The organism is Salinispora pacifica DSM 45544 (assembly GCF_000378845.1).
Lineage (GTDB): Bacteria > Actinomycetota > Actinomycetes > Mycobacteriales > Micromonosporaceae > Micromonospora > Micromonospora pacifica.
In genome coordinates, this window is record NZ_KB905359.1 from 3873875 (window position 1) to 3888629 (window position 14755).

Here is a 14755-nt window from a genome sequence, read left to right on the forward strand (position 1 = left end):
GAGCCGCGACCGTGGTTCTACCGCCCACGGGGTCAAGCCTGTTCGAGGAGCACCTCCCACGCCTCCACCTCACGTTCGGTGACGGTGGTCGGTGACTCCAGGTGGAACGCTCCGCTGGGCAGGACGCCGGCGCCGCCGTACCGCTCCAACACCGCGAGCTGGGCGGCGACATCCTCCCCCTGGTGCCGCTCCGGCACCCGTCGCCAGAAGTCGAAGCCGCCCGCGTCAACCAGCTTCTCCCGGTCGTACAGCACACAACCACCGATCCAGGACACCTTGTACGCCCGCCAGGTGTCCGGCGGTAGGCGCAGCCGCTCGGTGACGTGCAGCAGGTTCGCGGCCGGGTGGAGCAGTGCGCGCTCCCACTCCGGGGCGCCCGGGCGGATCCGCTCCGGCACCGGCGGTCCGTCCCACTCCTCGTAGTGCCGGTGCGTCTCCGGGCGGATGTCGTGCCGGTACGACAGACCGTGTACGGCGTTGCCGACGAACCCGCAGCCCAGCTCCGCGATCGCGGTGACCAGCCGGCGCAGGGTTCCCGGCGCCAACCACACGTCGTCGTCGAGGCAGAGCACGTAGCGGGCGGTCGAGGCGGCCAGCAGCGCTGCCCGGTGCTCGGCCATTCCACGCCGGGGTAGTCGGCGGGTCAGCAGGACCGGGTGTCCCCGGTGGCGCAGGACCCGGACCATCGCGGCCACGGCCGGGTGCGCGTACGCGGGAGTGTCGTCGGACTGGTCGCTGACCACCACCCCGAAGTCGGGTACGCCTTCCTGGGCGGCGAGCCCGGAGAGGGTGACGGCCAGCTCGGCGGGGCGGTTTCGGGTGGGGACCAGTACGTCGAGGTGTCGCTCGGCGCGGAACTCGTCGGAGTGGCCGTGGTCGAGGGGTCGGCTCACGCCTGCCCCGCCACTGGTGCGCTGCCGCCGTGCGCGCGGATCCGGTCGATGATCGCCGAGGTGGAGCGGTCCGGCACGTAGCCGAGGGTGCGGACCTGGCCGCCGAGCCGGCGGACCAGGGGTGCCTCCGGCACCAGCTCCGGCGGGTAGTCCCCGCCCTTGACGTAGATGTCCGGCCGAATGGCCTCGATGAGCCGGGCGGGTGAGTCCTCCTCGAAAACCACCACATGGTCAACGTGGGTCAGCGCCGCCAGCAGGGCCACCCGGTCCTCAACCGGGTTCACCGGCCGGTCGGCGCCCTTGAGCCGGCGGACACTGCCGTCGGCGTTGACCGCCACCACGAGCAGGTCGCCGAGGGCGCGGGCCTGCTCCAGGTAGCGGACGTGCCCGGGATGCAGCACGTCGAAGCAGCCGTTGGTGAAGACGACCGAGCGGCCCGCGCGGCGGTGCGCACCGGCGATCGTCGCCAACTCGTCGGCGCCGACGAGGGTCGGGGCGTCGCCGTCGCCGGACCGGTTGAGCGCGGTGAGCAGGTCCTCCCGCCGGCAGACACAGGTGCCGGTGTCGGAGACGGTGATGGTCGCCGCGAGCTGGGCGAGCTGCGCGGCGGTCGGTAGGGGGGCATCGGCGGCCAGGGCGAGGGTCATCGCCGCCAGGTACGCGTCTCCGGCCCCGACCGTGTGACTGGCCGGCATCGGGTTGCTGTGGCTGCGGTTGGGCTCGCCGTCTGGGCCGGCGACGACCGCGCCGTCGGTGTCCAGCGTCACCGCCACGACATCAGCGCCGGTGTGTTGCCGTAGCTCGGCCAGCCGGGATTCAGCCAGTATCGCCCGGTCCGGCCGCGCAGCGTCCCCGCGCGCTCCGGGTTCGATCTCCTCGGCGGCGACTCGACCGTCGCCGGGTGCGACTCCCACGGTCAGCTCGGAGGGGCCGTCGGAGCGGGCGCGGTCCGGGTGGTCCAGGTGCAGGCCCTCGCCCCCACCCCCCGGCCGAGCCGCGGTGTGGGCGAGCAGCCGGCTCGCCTCGGCGAAGCTCGGCGTGACCACGGTCGGGGCGAGCCCACGCCAGTCGGCGAGGTCATGTGCGTCCAATGCGACCGTCGCGTACCGCTCCCGGTTTGCCACCAGCCACGCCCGCACCGGCGCGGGCAGGGCCCCCAGCGCGTAGTCGCAGACCACCAGGGTCGGCGCCGCGCCGCTCGCCGCGTGTAGCTCCGTGGTCGCGCAGGCCAGGGCGTCGAGCAGCCGAGCCACCCCGGCGTTGTCCAGGGGCTCCGCGGGACCACCGGAGTCCTCCCGGAGCAGGATCTGGCTGCCGGCGAGCATCCGCCGCTTGACCGGGGTCGGGCGGCTCGGTTGGCTGACGGTGCGGTCCCACACGCCGGCCCGGTCCAGGCAGTCGTGTACCTCGTCGCCGGCCACGTCCGCGCCGATCGGCGCGACCAGCGCGGCCCGTCCGCCGAGCGCGGCGATGTTGACGGCGGTGTTCGCCGCACCACCCGCGGCGGAGATCCGTCGGCGCAGGGTGAGGATCGGGGCCGGCGCCTCCCGGCAGAGCCGATCCGAGTCGGCGAACCGCCACTCGTCGAGCATCGCGTCCCCGACGACCAGGACGGGGCGTCCCAGCCAGCTCTCCACCACGGCGGCGAGTCGGTGCTGTTCCGCTGCTGCTCCTGCCATGTCCGTCCGGGTCCCCGCCGGTCCGCCGGGCCAAACCTGGCGGTGCGGGGCCGGTGGCGGACTATTTGAGGATCAGTCGGTTCGTCTGCTCGAAGACGTCCAGGTCGGCGAGGGTCTCCGGGACGCTGGCCGACAGCGGGCTGGGCAGGTGGCCCCGGTCGAAGAAGGCGGCATCGGTGGTCTCGTCGGTGACCCGGGTGAGGTCCCCGTCCCACTCCTCCACCCGGAACGCGGTGGTGAAGATCTGGTACGTGTGCCCGTACATGTTGGTGTGGGTGCGGTCCGGCCCGGTGTAGAGGGCGAAGGCGCTGACCCGCAGGGCGCGCAGCCCGGTCTCCTCCCGAACCTCCCGTACCGCGCAGTCGGCGATCGACTCACCCAACTCCATCGCTCCCGCCGGCATGGCCCAGTGCCCGTTGTCGGCGCGCTGGATCAGCAGGATCCGGTCCGCGTTGTCCCGCACCACCGCGCGAGCGCCGACGAACATCAGCGTCCGGTCGCCGGCGAGGGCGCGGAGCTGTCCGACGTAGGAATCTGCCCAGGAAATGCTCACTCCGGCTAATTTACGCACCGCCGCCGGGGCGAGATGGAGATCCGGGGTTCCCAGATGTGATCGGTGACACTACTTTGTTGCTCATGCGGAGCACGATGATGGATGCCCCCCTCCAGGTCTCCCGGATTCTTGACCACGGCGCCACCGTGCACAGCGCGGCCACGGTGGTCACCTGGACCGGCGCCGAGCCGCGCCGGATGAGCTACGCCGACGTGGCGCGTTCGGCCGCCCAGCTGGCGCACGCGTTGCGGGACGAGTGCGGTGTGACCGGGGACGAGCGCGTCGCCACCTTCCTGTGGAACAACACCGAGCACCTGGTGGCCTACTTCGCGGTGCCGAGCATGGGCGCGGTGCTGCACACGCTCAACATCCGACTCCTCCCGGACCAGGTCTCCTACATCGCCAACCACGCGCAGGACCGGGTGGTGCTGGTCGACACGAGCCTGATCCCCCTGCTGGCGAAGGTCATCGGCGACATGGGCACCGTCCGGCACGTGGTGGTGGTGGGCGGTGGTGATCCCGCCCCGCTGGTCGCGGCGGCCGGCGACCGGATCTCCGTACATCATTGGGATGCCCTGCTGGCCGGCAAGCCCGACAGCTACGACTGGCCGGACGTGGACGAGCGCTCCGCCGCCGCGCTCTGCTACACCTCCGGGACCACCGGCAACCCCAAGGGGGTGGCCTACTCGCACCGCTCGATCTACCTGCACTCGCTCCAGGTCTGTATGCCGGAGTCGTTCAGCCTCGGGCCGAGGGACCGGGTCTTGGGCATCGTGCCGATGTTCCACGCGATGTCCTGGGGGCTGCCCTATGCGGCGTTCCTCTGCGGCGCGTCGCTGCTCCTGCCGGATCGGTTCCTCCAGGCCGCCCCGATCGCCGGGATGATCGCCGCCGAGCGGCCGACCGTCGCCGGTGCCGTCCCGACCATCTGGACCGATCTCCTCGCCCACCTGGACAGCCACGACGTCGACACCAGCTCCCTGGGAGAGGTGATCGTGGGTGGGTCGGCCTGCCCGCCGGCGCTGATGCACGCCTTCGAGGAGCGGCACGACATCCGGATCATTCACGCCTGGGGGATGACGGAAACCTCTCCGCTCGGTTCGGTGGCCCGCCCGCCGGCCGGCGCGGACGAGGCCACGGCGTGGCGGTACCGCTACACCCAGGGGCGGGTCCCGGCCGGCGTCGAGGCCCGGATCGTTGGCCCGCAGGGCAGGCGGCTGCCCGCCGATGGCACGTCCGTGGGGGAGCTGGAGGTCCGCGGGCCGTGGGTGACCGGGCGGTACGTCGGCGACGAGACCCCGGACGAGGAGACGTTCCGGGATGGCTGGCTGCGCACGGGTGATGTCGGCACCCTCTCCCCGGATGGCTACCTGACGTTGACCGACCGGGCGAAGGATGTCATCAAGTCCGGCGGTGAGTGGATCTCCTCGGTGGAGCTGGAAAACGCGTTGATGGCCCATCCGGATGTGGTCGAGGCCTGCGTGGTGGGGGTCCCAGACCAGCGTTGGGGCGAGCGGCCGTTGGCGACCGTGGTGCTTCGGGAGGGGGCGAAGGCCGGGGTTGCGGAGCTGCGGGGCTTCCTCGCCGAGTCGGTGGCCCGCTGGCAGCTCCCCGAGCGTTGGGCGGTCATCGACGCCGTGCCGAGGACCAGTGTGGGCAAGTTCGACAAGAAGGCGGTGCGGTCCCGGTACGCCGAGGGGGATCTCGCCGTCCAGGAGTTGGCCTCCTCGTAGCCGCCACCGCACCCGGCCAGCCGGGTCGGCCGGTGCAGGGAGGGTGCCGCTGTCGTGCCCCAGGGGGCGGCCCCGGCGTTCGCACCGCGCCGGGGCCGCCCGTTCAACGCGGGACGACCCGCACCGTCATTCTCGCGAGGACGATTCGCCTCTGTCCTCCATACCTGGGAACTTGATACCGGGGGAGGATTGCCCGGCTCGATCCGGGTTCACCGGTCATTCGAGGTATTGATCAACACCTTGCCGACCGCCCCCTCCTCCACTGCCCGGTGCGCCGCCTCGGCTGCCGACAACGGGTAGTGGTGCAGCGGCAGCCCCGCCTCCTCGCCCACTCGGACGCCACCCTGCTCCACGGCCGCTGCCACATCCACGACGGCCTGTGCCTTCGCGGCCTTCGGCGCGGTGTAGACCAGGACGAACTGCCAGCGGGCGTTCAGGGCCATGAGGGGCCGGACCGGCAGGGCCACCTCGCTGCCGCCGTCGTCGGCGTACACACAGACCGCGCCACCGGTCCGGAGTAGCTGGACATCGATGTCACTGTTGCGCGTGGAGACCTCGACGATCGCGTGGACCCCCGCTGGTGCGATCTTGCGGACCTCCGCCACCACGTCCTGTTCCCGGTAGTTGACCACGAGATCGGCCCCGGCTGCCGCCGCGAGCTTCCCCTTCTCCGCGCTGCTCACCGTGGTGACCACGCAGGCGTCCGCCCAACGCGCGAGCTGAATCGCCGCGTTGCCCACCGCGCCCGCTCCACCCTGCACCAGCACGGTGTGACCAGCGAGTGCCCCGGCATGTAGTGCGTCCGGCAGGTACTCACCGGCGGTCAGGCACCGGTGCGCGGTCAGGAACGGAATGCCCAGGGACGCGCCGAGGTCGAAGGAGGCGGCGCCGAGGCGGACGGCCTGCCCAGCCGGGAGCAGCGTGTACTCGGCGGTCGTTCCCCACGGCCGCTGCCAGGCGGCCTCCCACACCCAGACGCGTTCGCCGATGAGGGACCGGTCGACTCCCTCGCCGACCGCCTCGACCACCCCCGCGCCGTCCTGGCCGGGTATCTGCCAACCGGCCGGCAACCGGCCGTCTCGTCGTGCCTTCCAGTCCGTCGGGTTCACCCCCGCGACCGCCATCCGGACCAGCACCTCGCCGGCCCCCGGCTCGGGCACCGGCCGGTCAACCGGCCGCAGCACCGTGGGGTCGCCGGTGCGCTCGTACACGATCGCCTTCATGCCGCCTCCATCGCTTTCATACCGTCTCCATCGCTTCCATGCCGTCTCCTCAGCTGCCCTGTTGGTCTGCCATACCCGGCCGTTCCTCGCCCAGACCGTCGTGGACCCGCGCCACGACCTCCGGGGTCAGCTCGCCGATCGAGGAGAGCACCACCGCCGCGAGCCGCTCGGCCGCCGGCTCCAGGGGGTACGCCCCGTGCGGCACCGCCACCACGGCCATCCCCGCGGCTGCCGCGGACCGGACGCCGTTGCCGGAGTCCTCGACGGCGACGCAGCGGGCCGGGTCGACACCGAGCAGTTGCGCGACCGCCAGGTAGACATCTGGAGCCGGTTTGCCGTGCCCGGTCTCCTCGGTCGACAGCGTCGCGTCGAAGGTGTCGCTGAGCCCGGTCGCGTCCAACGCCGTCCGGATCAGCCGGGTCGGGGAGGAGCTGGCCAGGCCCAGCGGCCACCGCCCGGCCGTCCGCCGCACCGCGTCAACGGCGCCGTCGATCAGTGGTACGCGGTGCGCGTACCGTCGGGACATCTCCGTGACCACCTCGGTGGCGACCTGCTCGGCCGTCCGGTCAACGCCGAGCTCACCGCTGAGGTAGCGGGACCATTCGCCGGTGCTCATGCCCATCAGCCGGCGCTGCGAGTCGGCCTGCCAGGTGCCGCCGCGTGCCGAAACATACGCCCGCCGGACCTCCTCCCAGACCGGTTCGGAGTCCACGATCACGCCGTCCAGGTCGAAGATCACCGCAGCTACCATGCCCTCATCCTGCCGGACCGTGCCAGCGGCGCCGGTCAACCCAGGGATGGCAGGCCGATCGGGTTGTCCGGCGGGATGATGGTGTGCCCGGCCCGGACCACCGGGTCGAGCAGTTCCCGGAGCCGGGCGCTGCGCTCCGGGCCGAGTGCCTGCCACGGGCGGGTCGCCGCCGTGTCAGTGGCGGCCTCGACGGTGCTGAATCCGGCCTGTCCCCGCTCGGTCGGTTCGCCGTCGGCGGTCAGCCACCCCCGGTCGTGGAGCCGACTCTTGGCCGCCGCCCACTCCTGCTCGGTCCAGCCCCGGCCGAGCAGGGCGGCCGCGGGTAATCCCACCGCGACCCGCCAGGCCAGCGTCTCCACCGGGTCGAGGTCGGCCGCGACGAGCGCGGCGATGTGCCCGTCCCCGCGGTGCTCCCGCAGGACCGTCGCCGCCTGCCAGAGCCGGGCGAGCGGGTACTCACCGCGCGGCAGCGCCGCGTTCGCGGCCCCCAGCACCCGGCCTGCCGTCCTGGTCTCGGCCGCCGCGGCCTCCATCAGGTCGGCGGTCTCCGTGAGGTGGGACTCGGGCAGCTCGTAGGTGAGCTCGGCGAGGGCCTGGACGGCACCGGTGAGTCGGGCGCGCAGGGCCTCCTCCGGGGAGGCCAGTTTCCAGACCGCGGGCAGCGCGCGCTGCACCATGTGCGGGGCGAAGTGGTAGAAGGCCGCGGTCACCGGTGCCGCGGCGGTGGCGCCGAGCGGCGCGGACCGGCCGGCGAAGTAGCCCCGCCAGTAGCCGCGTAGCCCGGTCGCCTCGTACGCCGCGCGGGCCCGGGGATGAAAGTACGTCACCGCGTGCACCGGCTCGAAGTGGGTCCACATCAACCGGGCTGTCCGCCCCGCATCGTCTGTCATGCGCACCTCCGCGTCCGTTCCGGCCCCTTGGGGGTATCTGCCCCCGGTTCGACGAACCTACTGCCGTTCGGTGACGGTGTGGAAGCCCACTGTGGCCAACTGCACCGGCGCGGGGCGGGGCGGGTTACTGCGCGTCGAGCACGTCCACGACGAAGCGCAGCGGACCGGCTGGACGGCCGCCGTCCGGTTCCGTGCCGTACGCCAGCTCTGCGGGGATGTCCAACTGCACCCGGCTGCCGATGGTCACGCCGACCAGGCCCTGGTCCCAGCCGGGGATCACTCCGCCGACCCCGATCGGGAAGCTCGCCGGCTGCCCGCGTGACCAGGACGAGTCGAACTCCTCGCCCTCGTTGTAGAGGATGCCGACGTAGTTGACGGTGATCGTCTGACCGCTCTCCACCGCGGGGCCGGTGCCCTCGATCAGCGGGGTGACGACGAGCTCGGTCAGCTCGCCCTCGCCCGCCTCCACGGTCGGCGGGGTGTTCAGCGCGGGGTCGGCCCCGTCCGGCAGCTCGGTGCCGCCGGCAGCCGGGTCGGGGGCGTCCGGCGACGGGGTACCTGCCGACGGGGAACCCGCCGCGGTCGGGTTGCTCTCGTCGTCACCGGCCGGGCCGACCAGCACGAACACGGTGACCAGGAGGGCGGCCACGGCGACCCCGGCGAGACCGCCGGCCCAGGCCTGCCGGCGGCGCTTCGCCTCGGCCGCCTTCTGCTCGGCGAGCTGCGCGGCCAACCGCCGCTCCGACTTCTGTGCCCGGTTCTGCGTCCGCTCGCTCACGGCGTCGACTCCCTGTTCGAAGATGGTGGCCGGCACCGCGTGCCGGGGGAAGGCCGACGAACACGGTACCCGCCGGGGTCCCCGTGGTGCAGGTGCCGGACGACCTCTTGTCCGGTGGTACCCGGTAGCGACGGTGGTAACCAGTATTGACAATGGTGGCGGGTATCGCCGGTGGTGGCCGGCTCGCCGCTCAGGCGGTCTTGCGGGCGCCCCGGCGGGCCGCGGTCTTTTTGGCCGGCTCCGCCCGCTGCCCCGTATCCTTCTTGGCGGTCGTCTTTGTCGCCGTTTTCTTCCCGGCTGTCTTCTTGTCGGCCTTTTTCTCCTCGGCCTTCTCCTTTTCCGCCGTCTTCTTCGCCGGAGTTGTCTTTTCACTTTTCTTGCCGGCGGCCCTCTTCGGTGGAGCCTGCTGCTCGGAGGCCTTTCGCTGGGCGGAACGCGCCGCCGAGATGGGGGTCGGTTCGCCCGCGCCGGACCCGGCGGGCTTCTCGCCGCGTGCCGCCTGGGCCCGCTCCACCGATGCCTTCAGCGCCGCCATCAGGTCCACCGCCGCCGCCGGGGCCTCTTCGACCTCCTCCGGCTGGACGACCTCGCGGCCCTCCACCTTCGCGTCGATGACCTCCTTCAGGGCGGCCCGGTAGTCGTCGGTGAAGACATCGGGCTGGAAGTCACCCGCCATCGAGTCGATCAGGGAGCTGGCCATCGCGAGCTCCGGGGGGCGCACCTTCAGGTCCTCGTCGAGGAAGCCGAACTCCGGCGTCCGGATCTCGTCGGGCCAGAGCATCGTGTTGAGCAGCAGGACGCCCTGGTGGACCCGCAGCGTCGCGAGCTGCTCGCGTTGCCGGATCGCCACCTTCACGACGGCCACTCGTTCGGAGTCGGTGAGCGCGTTGCGCAGCAGCACGTACGGCTTGGTGGCCGTGCCCTCCGGCTCGAGGAAGTACGCCTTGTTGTAGAGGATCGGGTCGACCTGTTCGGCGGGGACGAACTCCAGCACGTCGATCGCGCGTGACGTGCTCAGTGGCAGGTCGGCGAAGTCGTCGTCGGTGAGGATGACCAACTCGCCGCCGCCGAGGTCGTACCCCTTGGCGATGTCGTCGTAGCTGACCTCTTCGCCGCAGACCTGGCAGGTGCGCTTGTAGCGGATTCGACCCCCGTCATCCCGGTGCACCTGGTGGAACCGAATATCCTTCTCCTCGGTTGCGGAATACAGCTTCACCCCGATCGAGACGAGCCCGAACGACACGGCTCCTTTCCAAATGGCCCGCACCCTGTGCTCCTTTCGCCGGTATCGACCATGTTCTCATCCGATGGAACCGGACGCGAGCAGTTCCGCATTCGACTAGGGTCGGTTTGTGCCCGGCGTGCCGTCCAAGCCAATGCTCGCGACCACCGGGGAGCTGCCGGTGGGCCCGGGCTGGGCCTATGAGTTCAAATGGGACGGAATTCGAGCGCTGGCCAACATCGGCGACGGCCAGCAGCGGGTGTACGCCCGCTCCGGCGTCGAGGTCACCCTCGCCTACCCGGAACTGGCCGGCCTCTGCGCGCAGGTGGATGACGCCCTCCTCGACGGCGAGGTGGTGCTCTTCGGCGCGACCGGGCAGCCGTCGTTCACGGCGCTCGCCGAGCGAATGCACGTCCGGGACCGTGGTCGGGCCGCGCGGCTCGCGGCATCCCTGCCCATCACCTACCTGGTCTTCGACCTGCTGCGGCTCGACGGCGTCGACCTGACCGGCTACCCGTGGCAGCGGCGGCGCGCTGTGCTCGATGAGTTGGGGCTGGCCGGGCCCCGGTGGGCGGTCCCGCCAGCCTTCTCGGACGGCCCGGCGACCTTCCAGGCAGCGGGGGAGCACGGCCTGGAGGGGGTGATGGCCAAACGGGTCGCTTCGGTCTACCGGCCGGGTACGCGTTCACCGGACTGGGTCAAGGTCAAGTTGGAGGTGACCGGCGATTTCGTGGTGGGTGGCTGGCGGCCGGGTGCCCGCCGGCTCGGCGGGCTACTGGTCGGGGTACCACGGCCGGACGGCCGCCTCACATTCCGGGGGCGGGTCGGCGGTGGCATCGGCGCGGCGCTGGAGCGAGAGCTGCTGCGTGAGCTTGAACCGCTGCGTACCGACGTTTCACCCTTCGCCGGCGACCTGCCCCGCGCGGACTCCCGAGCCGTGGTCTGGGTCGCGCCCCGGGTCGTGGTGGAGGTGAAGTACGGCCAGCTCACTCCGGATGGACGCCTGCGGTTTCCCCGGGTGCTGCGGTTACGCCCGGACAAACTCGCCGAGGAGGTTGATGATGCCTGACCGGCTCCGGGTCGAGGTGGCTGGCCGTACGCTGGAGTTGTCGAATCTGGATAAGGTGCTGTACCCGGCGACCGGCTTCACCAAGGGTGAGGTGATCGACTACTACACCCGGGTCGCCCCGGTGCTGCTGCCGCACCTCGCCGGCCGGGCGCTGACCCGGATCCGGTTCCCGAACGGCGTCGACGGCAGCTCCTTCTTCGAGAAGAACGCCCCGGCGGCGACCCCGAGCTGGGTCCACACCGAGACGTTGCCGGTCCCCGGCTCGGCGAAGGGCCGGGAGACGATCGACTACGTGGTCGCCGACGAGTTGCCGACCCTGGTCTGGTTGGCCAACCTCGCCGCCCTCGAACTGCACACGCCACAGTGGCAGATCGGCGAACATCCGGACCTAATGGTGGTTGATCTCGATCCGGGTGCGCCGGCCGAGCTTCGCCAGTGTTGTCAGGTCGCCCTGTTGCTGCGGGATCGGCTCGCCGATGACGGGATCGAGTCGTATCCGAAAACATCGGGAAAGAAGGGCATGCAGCTCTGCTGTCCGATCGCCGGCACCCAACCGGCCGACGCGGTCTCCGGCTACGCCCGGCGGATCGCCCAGGAGTTGGAGCGGGCCCATCCGAAGCTGATCGTGTCCAAGATGACCCGAAAGCTGCGGGCGGGAAAGGTCTTCATCGACTGGAGTCAAAACAGTGCGGCTAAGACGACGGTGGCGCCGTATTCGCTACGTGCGCAGCCGGTGCCGGCGGTGTCCACCCCGCTGACCTGGGCCGAGGTTGCGGCCGGGGCGGCCGGCAAACGTCCGGCGGTCAAGCCCTATCGCGCGGCCGAGGTGCTGACCCGCATCGCCGAGCAGGGCGACCTACTCGCCCCGCTGCTTGACGGCGGCCCCGAACTGCCGGGATAGGAGGAGCCCACGGCCTGTCCCCGGCGTCGGTCAGTCCGGACCGATGACGCAGAATTCGTTGCCCGCCGGATCGGTCAGGACGCGGGTCGTCCACTCGCCGGCATCGGTCACCCTGACCTGGCTGGCGCCGGCGGCGAGCATCTGCCGCGTCAGCGGTTGTGCGTGGTCGACGAAGAGGTCGAGGTGGGTCCGCACTTTGCCGGTCTTGGGCTCGGAAACCCGCTGGAACGTCAGCTGTGGTGGGCCCGCCACGCTTTCTGGGCAGTCGACCGTGACATAGGTGCTCCCTGCGGAGTGTGGTCGCCGCCGGTAGCCGAGAAACCGTTCCCAGAAGGCCGCCGCCGAGTCCGGATCGCGACAGTCGATGGTGATTCCAATTCGGTGGGGGAAGGCGAGGACTTTTCGGTCCGCACCCGTCGTCGTCGGTAGTTCGGCGTTCATGTCGCTTTTGATCCTTTCAGCCATCTCGGTCCCGATGGGAGCAGCCGACCTTTGACCTTGCTCACTCGGTGGCGAGGAACGCCAGCTCCCGCCATTCGTGCAGGGGGAGCGTGGCCGGATCCGCGGTGAGCACCTGGATGCAGACGTGGTCCGCCCCGGCGTCCAGGTGCTCGCGCACGCGGGTGCGCACCGCATCGGAGTTGCCGTGCGCGACCACGGCATCGACCAGGGTGCTACTCGGCCCCCGCATGTCCTGTTCGCTGAAGCCCAGCCGACGCAGATTGGCGCCCTGGTGCGGGGCGGTTGAGGTGTAGTAGGCGACATGGTCGCGGGCCAACCGCCGCGCGAGATCGGGTTCGTCGGTGAGGGCGACCGCGAGCTCCACTGCGAGCAGTGGACCAGGTCCCATGGCCTCCCGGGCGCGCCGAGTGTGTTCGACGGGCGCGAAGTAGGGCAGGGCGCCCTCGGTGCGTTGTGCGGCGAGTTCGGTCATTTTGGGACCGAGCGCGGCGAGGACACGGCGGCGACGAGGACGTGTTGGCTCGGGAAGCACGGTGGTGGCGGCGTCCATGGCGTCGAGGTAGGCGGTCATGGTCTGTACTGGTCGCCCGTAGCGCCCTGGGATGGCGTTGGCCGGGGTGTCGTGGGTTCGGTGTCCGCCGAGTCCCAGCACGAACCGTCCCGCGTACGCGTCATCCAGTGCGCGGTGGGCCGCGGCCATCGCGATCGGATCTCGTACGGCGATGTTGGCGACCCCCGCTCCGACGACCAGCCGCCGGGTGTTGCCCAGGATGAGCCATGCCTGGCTGACCGCGTCGCGGCCGAGGCCCTCGGCGTACCACACGGCGCCGTAGCCTAGTTCCTCCAACTCGGCGGTCGCGTCGCGGACGAGCCCGGCTGGCTGCCAGTCGAACGCCATGGTCCAGATGCCGACTCGGCCGAGCCCCCGGTGGCTGTTGTTTGTGTCGGTCTCTCGTTCGTGGATGTCACCGGTACGATCTGGAGAGGTTCTCCGCATAGAGGTAACGTATCATGTGGAGAGGCTCTCCGCATGTTGTGTGGCCCAGGAGGAACGAGGGATGCGTGTCGACGCACGGCGTAACCGGGACCGGCTGGTGGCGGCGGCCACCGCCGTAATCGCCGAGCAGGGCCCCGCCGCCTCCCTCAACGAGATCGCGCAACAGGCCGGCGTCGGTGCCGGCACGCTGTACCGACACTTCCCTACCCGGGAGTCGCTGCTGCTCGAAGTCTTCACCACCCGGATCGAGACCTTGTGTGCGCGCGCTCACGAGCTGGCCGAGAGCCGGTCGCCGAGCGACGCGTTGACCGCATGGCTGGAGGCGTTCCTCCAGCATTGCCGGACGGACCGAGGCCTGGCCGAAACGATCATGAAGGCGCCGTCGGGCTCCGACCTGAACTGCGCCATGAAGTTACGTACGGCGGGGGCGGGACTGATCGCGCGGGCGCAGGAGGCGGGCGTCGTGCGTGCCGGCGTTGAGGTCGAGGACATCCTGCAACTGACGATCGGTATCGCCCTGGCTGCGGATAGCCCTGCTCGGGCCGAACGTCTCCTTTCTATCGCCATTGTCGGCTTGCGCGGCTGAAGTGCCGATACTGGGTGCTTTCTTGGCCCTCGTCCGTTTGCCTGGGTGGCATGCCCGAAAGGGCGATGCCGAGTCTGGCCGACTGGGATAACCTGACCCGTCGTTCAATACGCCTTTCGGGGGGAGTGGCTACCCGTGCCACGTTGGAAGAACATCGTCGTCCTGGCGGCTGCGACCGCCGCAGCGGTCGCGGTGACCGGGTGCGGACCCAGCACGGTTTCTCAGGAGGCGGCACAGCAGTCGAGCGTGCTGGAGCTACTCGCCAACGATCTCCAGGGTTCCCTCCAGGAGGCGGCGGATCGGACCAGCGAGGTCGAGACCGTACGGGCGGCGGCGGTGGTCTCGGGTGCCGAGGACTTCGAGATGCAGATCGCGATGGATCTGCGTGACTCCGTGAGCTACGAGATGGTCATGGAGATGGAGGGAGAAGCCACCACCATCCGTTTGGTCGACTCCGTGATGTACATGGAGATTCCCGAGGCGGAACGCGAGCGCAGCGATGGTAAGCGCTGGATGAAGCTGGACGTCTCTGCCGCCGAGGGGATGGGCATCGACGAACAGATGCAGAACGCCGACCCGGTCCAGCAGGTCAAGACACTGCTGGAAATTGAGGGGGTCACCGTTGTCGGCGAGGAGACGGTGGACGGGACACCCACGGTCCACTACAGCGTCACCGCCACCGCGGAGGAGCACCTTGCGCTGCTGGAGGAGCAGGGCAAGCTCGACTCCGCCGGCCAGGCGAACGCCGCGGACCAGATGGCCGAGTTCGGCGTCACTGAGATCAAGACCGAGCTGTGGATCGACGAGCAGTACTGGCCGCGGCGGGCCCGCATGACCATGGGCGAGATGGGCGTGATGACGGTCGACTACACCGACTACAACGAGCCGGTGACCATCGAGGCGCCGCCGGCCGCCGAGACCGCCGACTTCGCCGACTTCCTCGGCAACCTCGCGGAGGAACTCCGCACCACCACCTGACCGGGACGCACGGTCCTACTGATCGCCACGCTCTGCCCGG

Annotated in this window: 15 protein-coding genes; 5 read left to right on the plus strand and 10 right to left on the minus strand. The window is 70.7% G+C overall.

Annotated elements, in window-relative coordinates:
- Positions 1-32: 32 nt before the first annotated feature.
- The 3 genes from SALPAC3_RS0117670 to SALPAC3_RS0117680 form a co-directional block, all read right to left on the minus strand.
- Positions 33-893 (minus strand): glycosyltransferase family A protein, encoded by an 861-nt coding sequence (locus tag SALPAC3_RS0117670; RefSeq protein WP_018222536.1) that lies wholly within the window; start codon positions 891-893, stop codon positions 33-35.
- The gene (rfaE2, locus tag SALPAC3_RS0117675; RefSeq protein ID WP_026185676.1) at positions 890-2572 is read right to left on the minus strand and encodes a D-glycero-beta-D-manno-heptose 1-phosphate adenylyltransferase; all 1683 of its coding nucleotides are present in this window, start codon (positions 2570-2572) and stop codon (positions 890-892) included. Before rfaE2 ends, SALPAC3_RS0117670 begins: the two co-directional genes overlap by 4 nt.
- Positions 2573-2633: 61 nt before the next feature.
- Positions 2634-3125, minus strand: a complete 492-nt coding sequence (locus tag SALPAC3_RS0117680; RefSeq protein ID WP_018217103.1) for an NUDIX domain-containing protein — start codon at positions 3123-3125, stop codon at positions 2634-2636.
- 83 nt (positions 3126-3208) lie between these two features.
- On the opposite strand from SALPAC3_RS0117680, the gene SALPAC3_RS0117685 reads away from it, so the two are divergent.
- Positions 3209-4858: a fatty acid--CoA ligase gene (locus SALPAC3_RS0117685; protein ID WP_018812969.1), complete on the plus strand. Its 1650-nt coding sequence runs from the start codon at positions 3209-3211 to the stop codon at positions 4856-4858.
- Positions 4859-5067: 209 nt separating this feature from the next.
- Here SALPAC3_RS0117685 and SALPAC3_RS0117690 read toward each other — a convergent pair whose 3' ends face one another.
- The 5 genes from SALPAC3_RS0117690 to ku all read right to left on the minus strand — a co-directional run bounded on the left by SALPAC3_RS0117690 (position 5068) and on the right by ku (position 9767).
- The gene (locus SALPAC3_RS0117690; RefSeq protein ID WP_018222539.1) at positions 5068-6081 is read right to left on the minus strand and encodes an NADPH:quinone reductase; all 1014 of its coding nucleotides are present in this window, start codon (positions 6079-6081) and stop codon (positions 5068-5070) included.
- Between the two features lie 49 nt (positions 6082-6130).
- Positions 6131-6832, minus strand: coding sequence for an HAD family hydrolase (locus SALPAC3_RS0117695; RefSeq protein ID WP_018222540.1), 702 nt, complete (start codon positions 6830-6832; stop codon positions 6131-6133).
- 35 nt (positions 6833-6867) lie between these two features.
- Positions 6868-7722: an SCO6745 family protein gene (locus SALPAC3_RS0117700; protein WP_026185677.1), complete on the minus strand. Its 855-nt coding sequence runs from the start codon at positions 7720-7722 to the stop codon at positions 6868-6870.
- A 124-nt stretch (positions 7723-7846) separates the two neighbouring features.
- Positions 7847-8536 (minus strand): FKBP-type peptidyl-prolyl cis-trans isomerase, encoded by a 690-nt coding sequence (locus SALPAC3_RS0117705; protein ID WP_018222542.1) that lies wholly within the window; start codon positions 8534-8536, stop codon positions 7847-7849.
- 154 nt (positions 8537-8690) lie between these two features.
- Positions 8691-9767 (minus strand): non-homologous end joining protein Ku, encoded by a 1077-nt coding sequence (gene ku, locus SALPAC3_RS0117710; protein ID WP_026185678.1) that lies wholly within the window; start codon positions 9765-9767, stop codon positions 8691-8693.
- Between the two features lie 85 nt (positions 9768-9852).
- Between ku and ligD (SALPAC3_RS0117715) the strand changes: the two genes are divergently transcribed.
- Entirely contained in the window at positions 9853-10791 is a 939-nt protein-coding gene (gene ligD / locus SALPAC3_RS0117715) for a non-homologous end-joining DNA ligase (protein ID WP_026185679.1), read from the plus strand.
- Entirely contained in the window at positions 10784-11692 is a 909-nt protein-coding gene (gene ligD / locus SALPAC3_RS0117720; RefSeq protein ID WP_018222545.1) for a non-homologous end-joining DNA ligase, read from the plus strand. The genes ligD (SALPAC3_RS0117715) and ligD (SALPAC3_RS0117720) overlap by 8 nt, the downstream gene beginning before the upstream one ends.
- Positions 11693-11722: 30 nt before the next feature.
- Here ligD (SALPAC3_RS0117720) and SALPAC3_RS0117725 read toward each other — a convergent pair whose 3' ends face one another.
- Positions 11723-12133 carry a VOC family protein gene (locus tag SALPAC3_RS0117725; protein WP_018222546.1) on the minus strand — a complete coding sequence of 137 codons (411 nt, stop codon included), beginning with the start codon at positions 12131-12133 and terminating at the stop codon, positions 11723-11725.
- 61 nt (positions 12134-12194) lie between these two features.
- Positions 12195-13151, minus strand: coding sequence for a TIGR03620 family F420-dependent LLM class oxidoreductase (locus tag SALPAC3_RS0117730; RefSeq protein ID WP_018222547.1), 957 nt, complete (start codon positions 13149-13151; stop codon positions 12195-12197).
- Positions 13152-13212: 61 nt separating this feature from the next.
- On the opposite strand from SALPAC3_RS0117730, the gene SALPAC3_RS0117735 reads away from it, so the two are divergent.
- The gene (locus tag SALPAC3_RS0117735) at positions 13213-13737 is read left to right on the plus strand and encodes a TetR/AcrR family transcriptional regulator (RefSeq protein ID WP_018222548.1); all 525 of its coding nucleotides are present in this window, start codon (positions 13213-13215) and stop codon (positions 13735-13737) included.
- Positions 13738-13872: 135 nt separating this feature from the next.
- Positions 13873-14715, plus strand: coding sequence for an SCO4651 family lipoprotein (locus SALPAC3_RS0117740; RefSeq protein WP_018222549.1), 843 nt, complete (start codon positions 13873-13875; stop codon positions 14713-14715).
- Positions 14716-14755 lie beyond the last annotated feature (40 nt).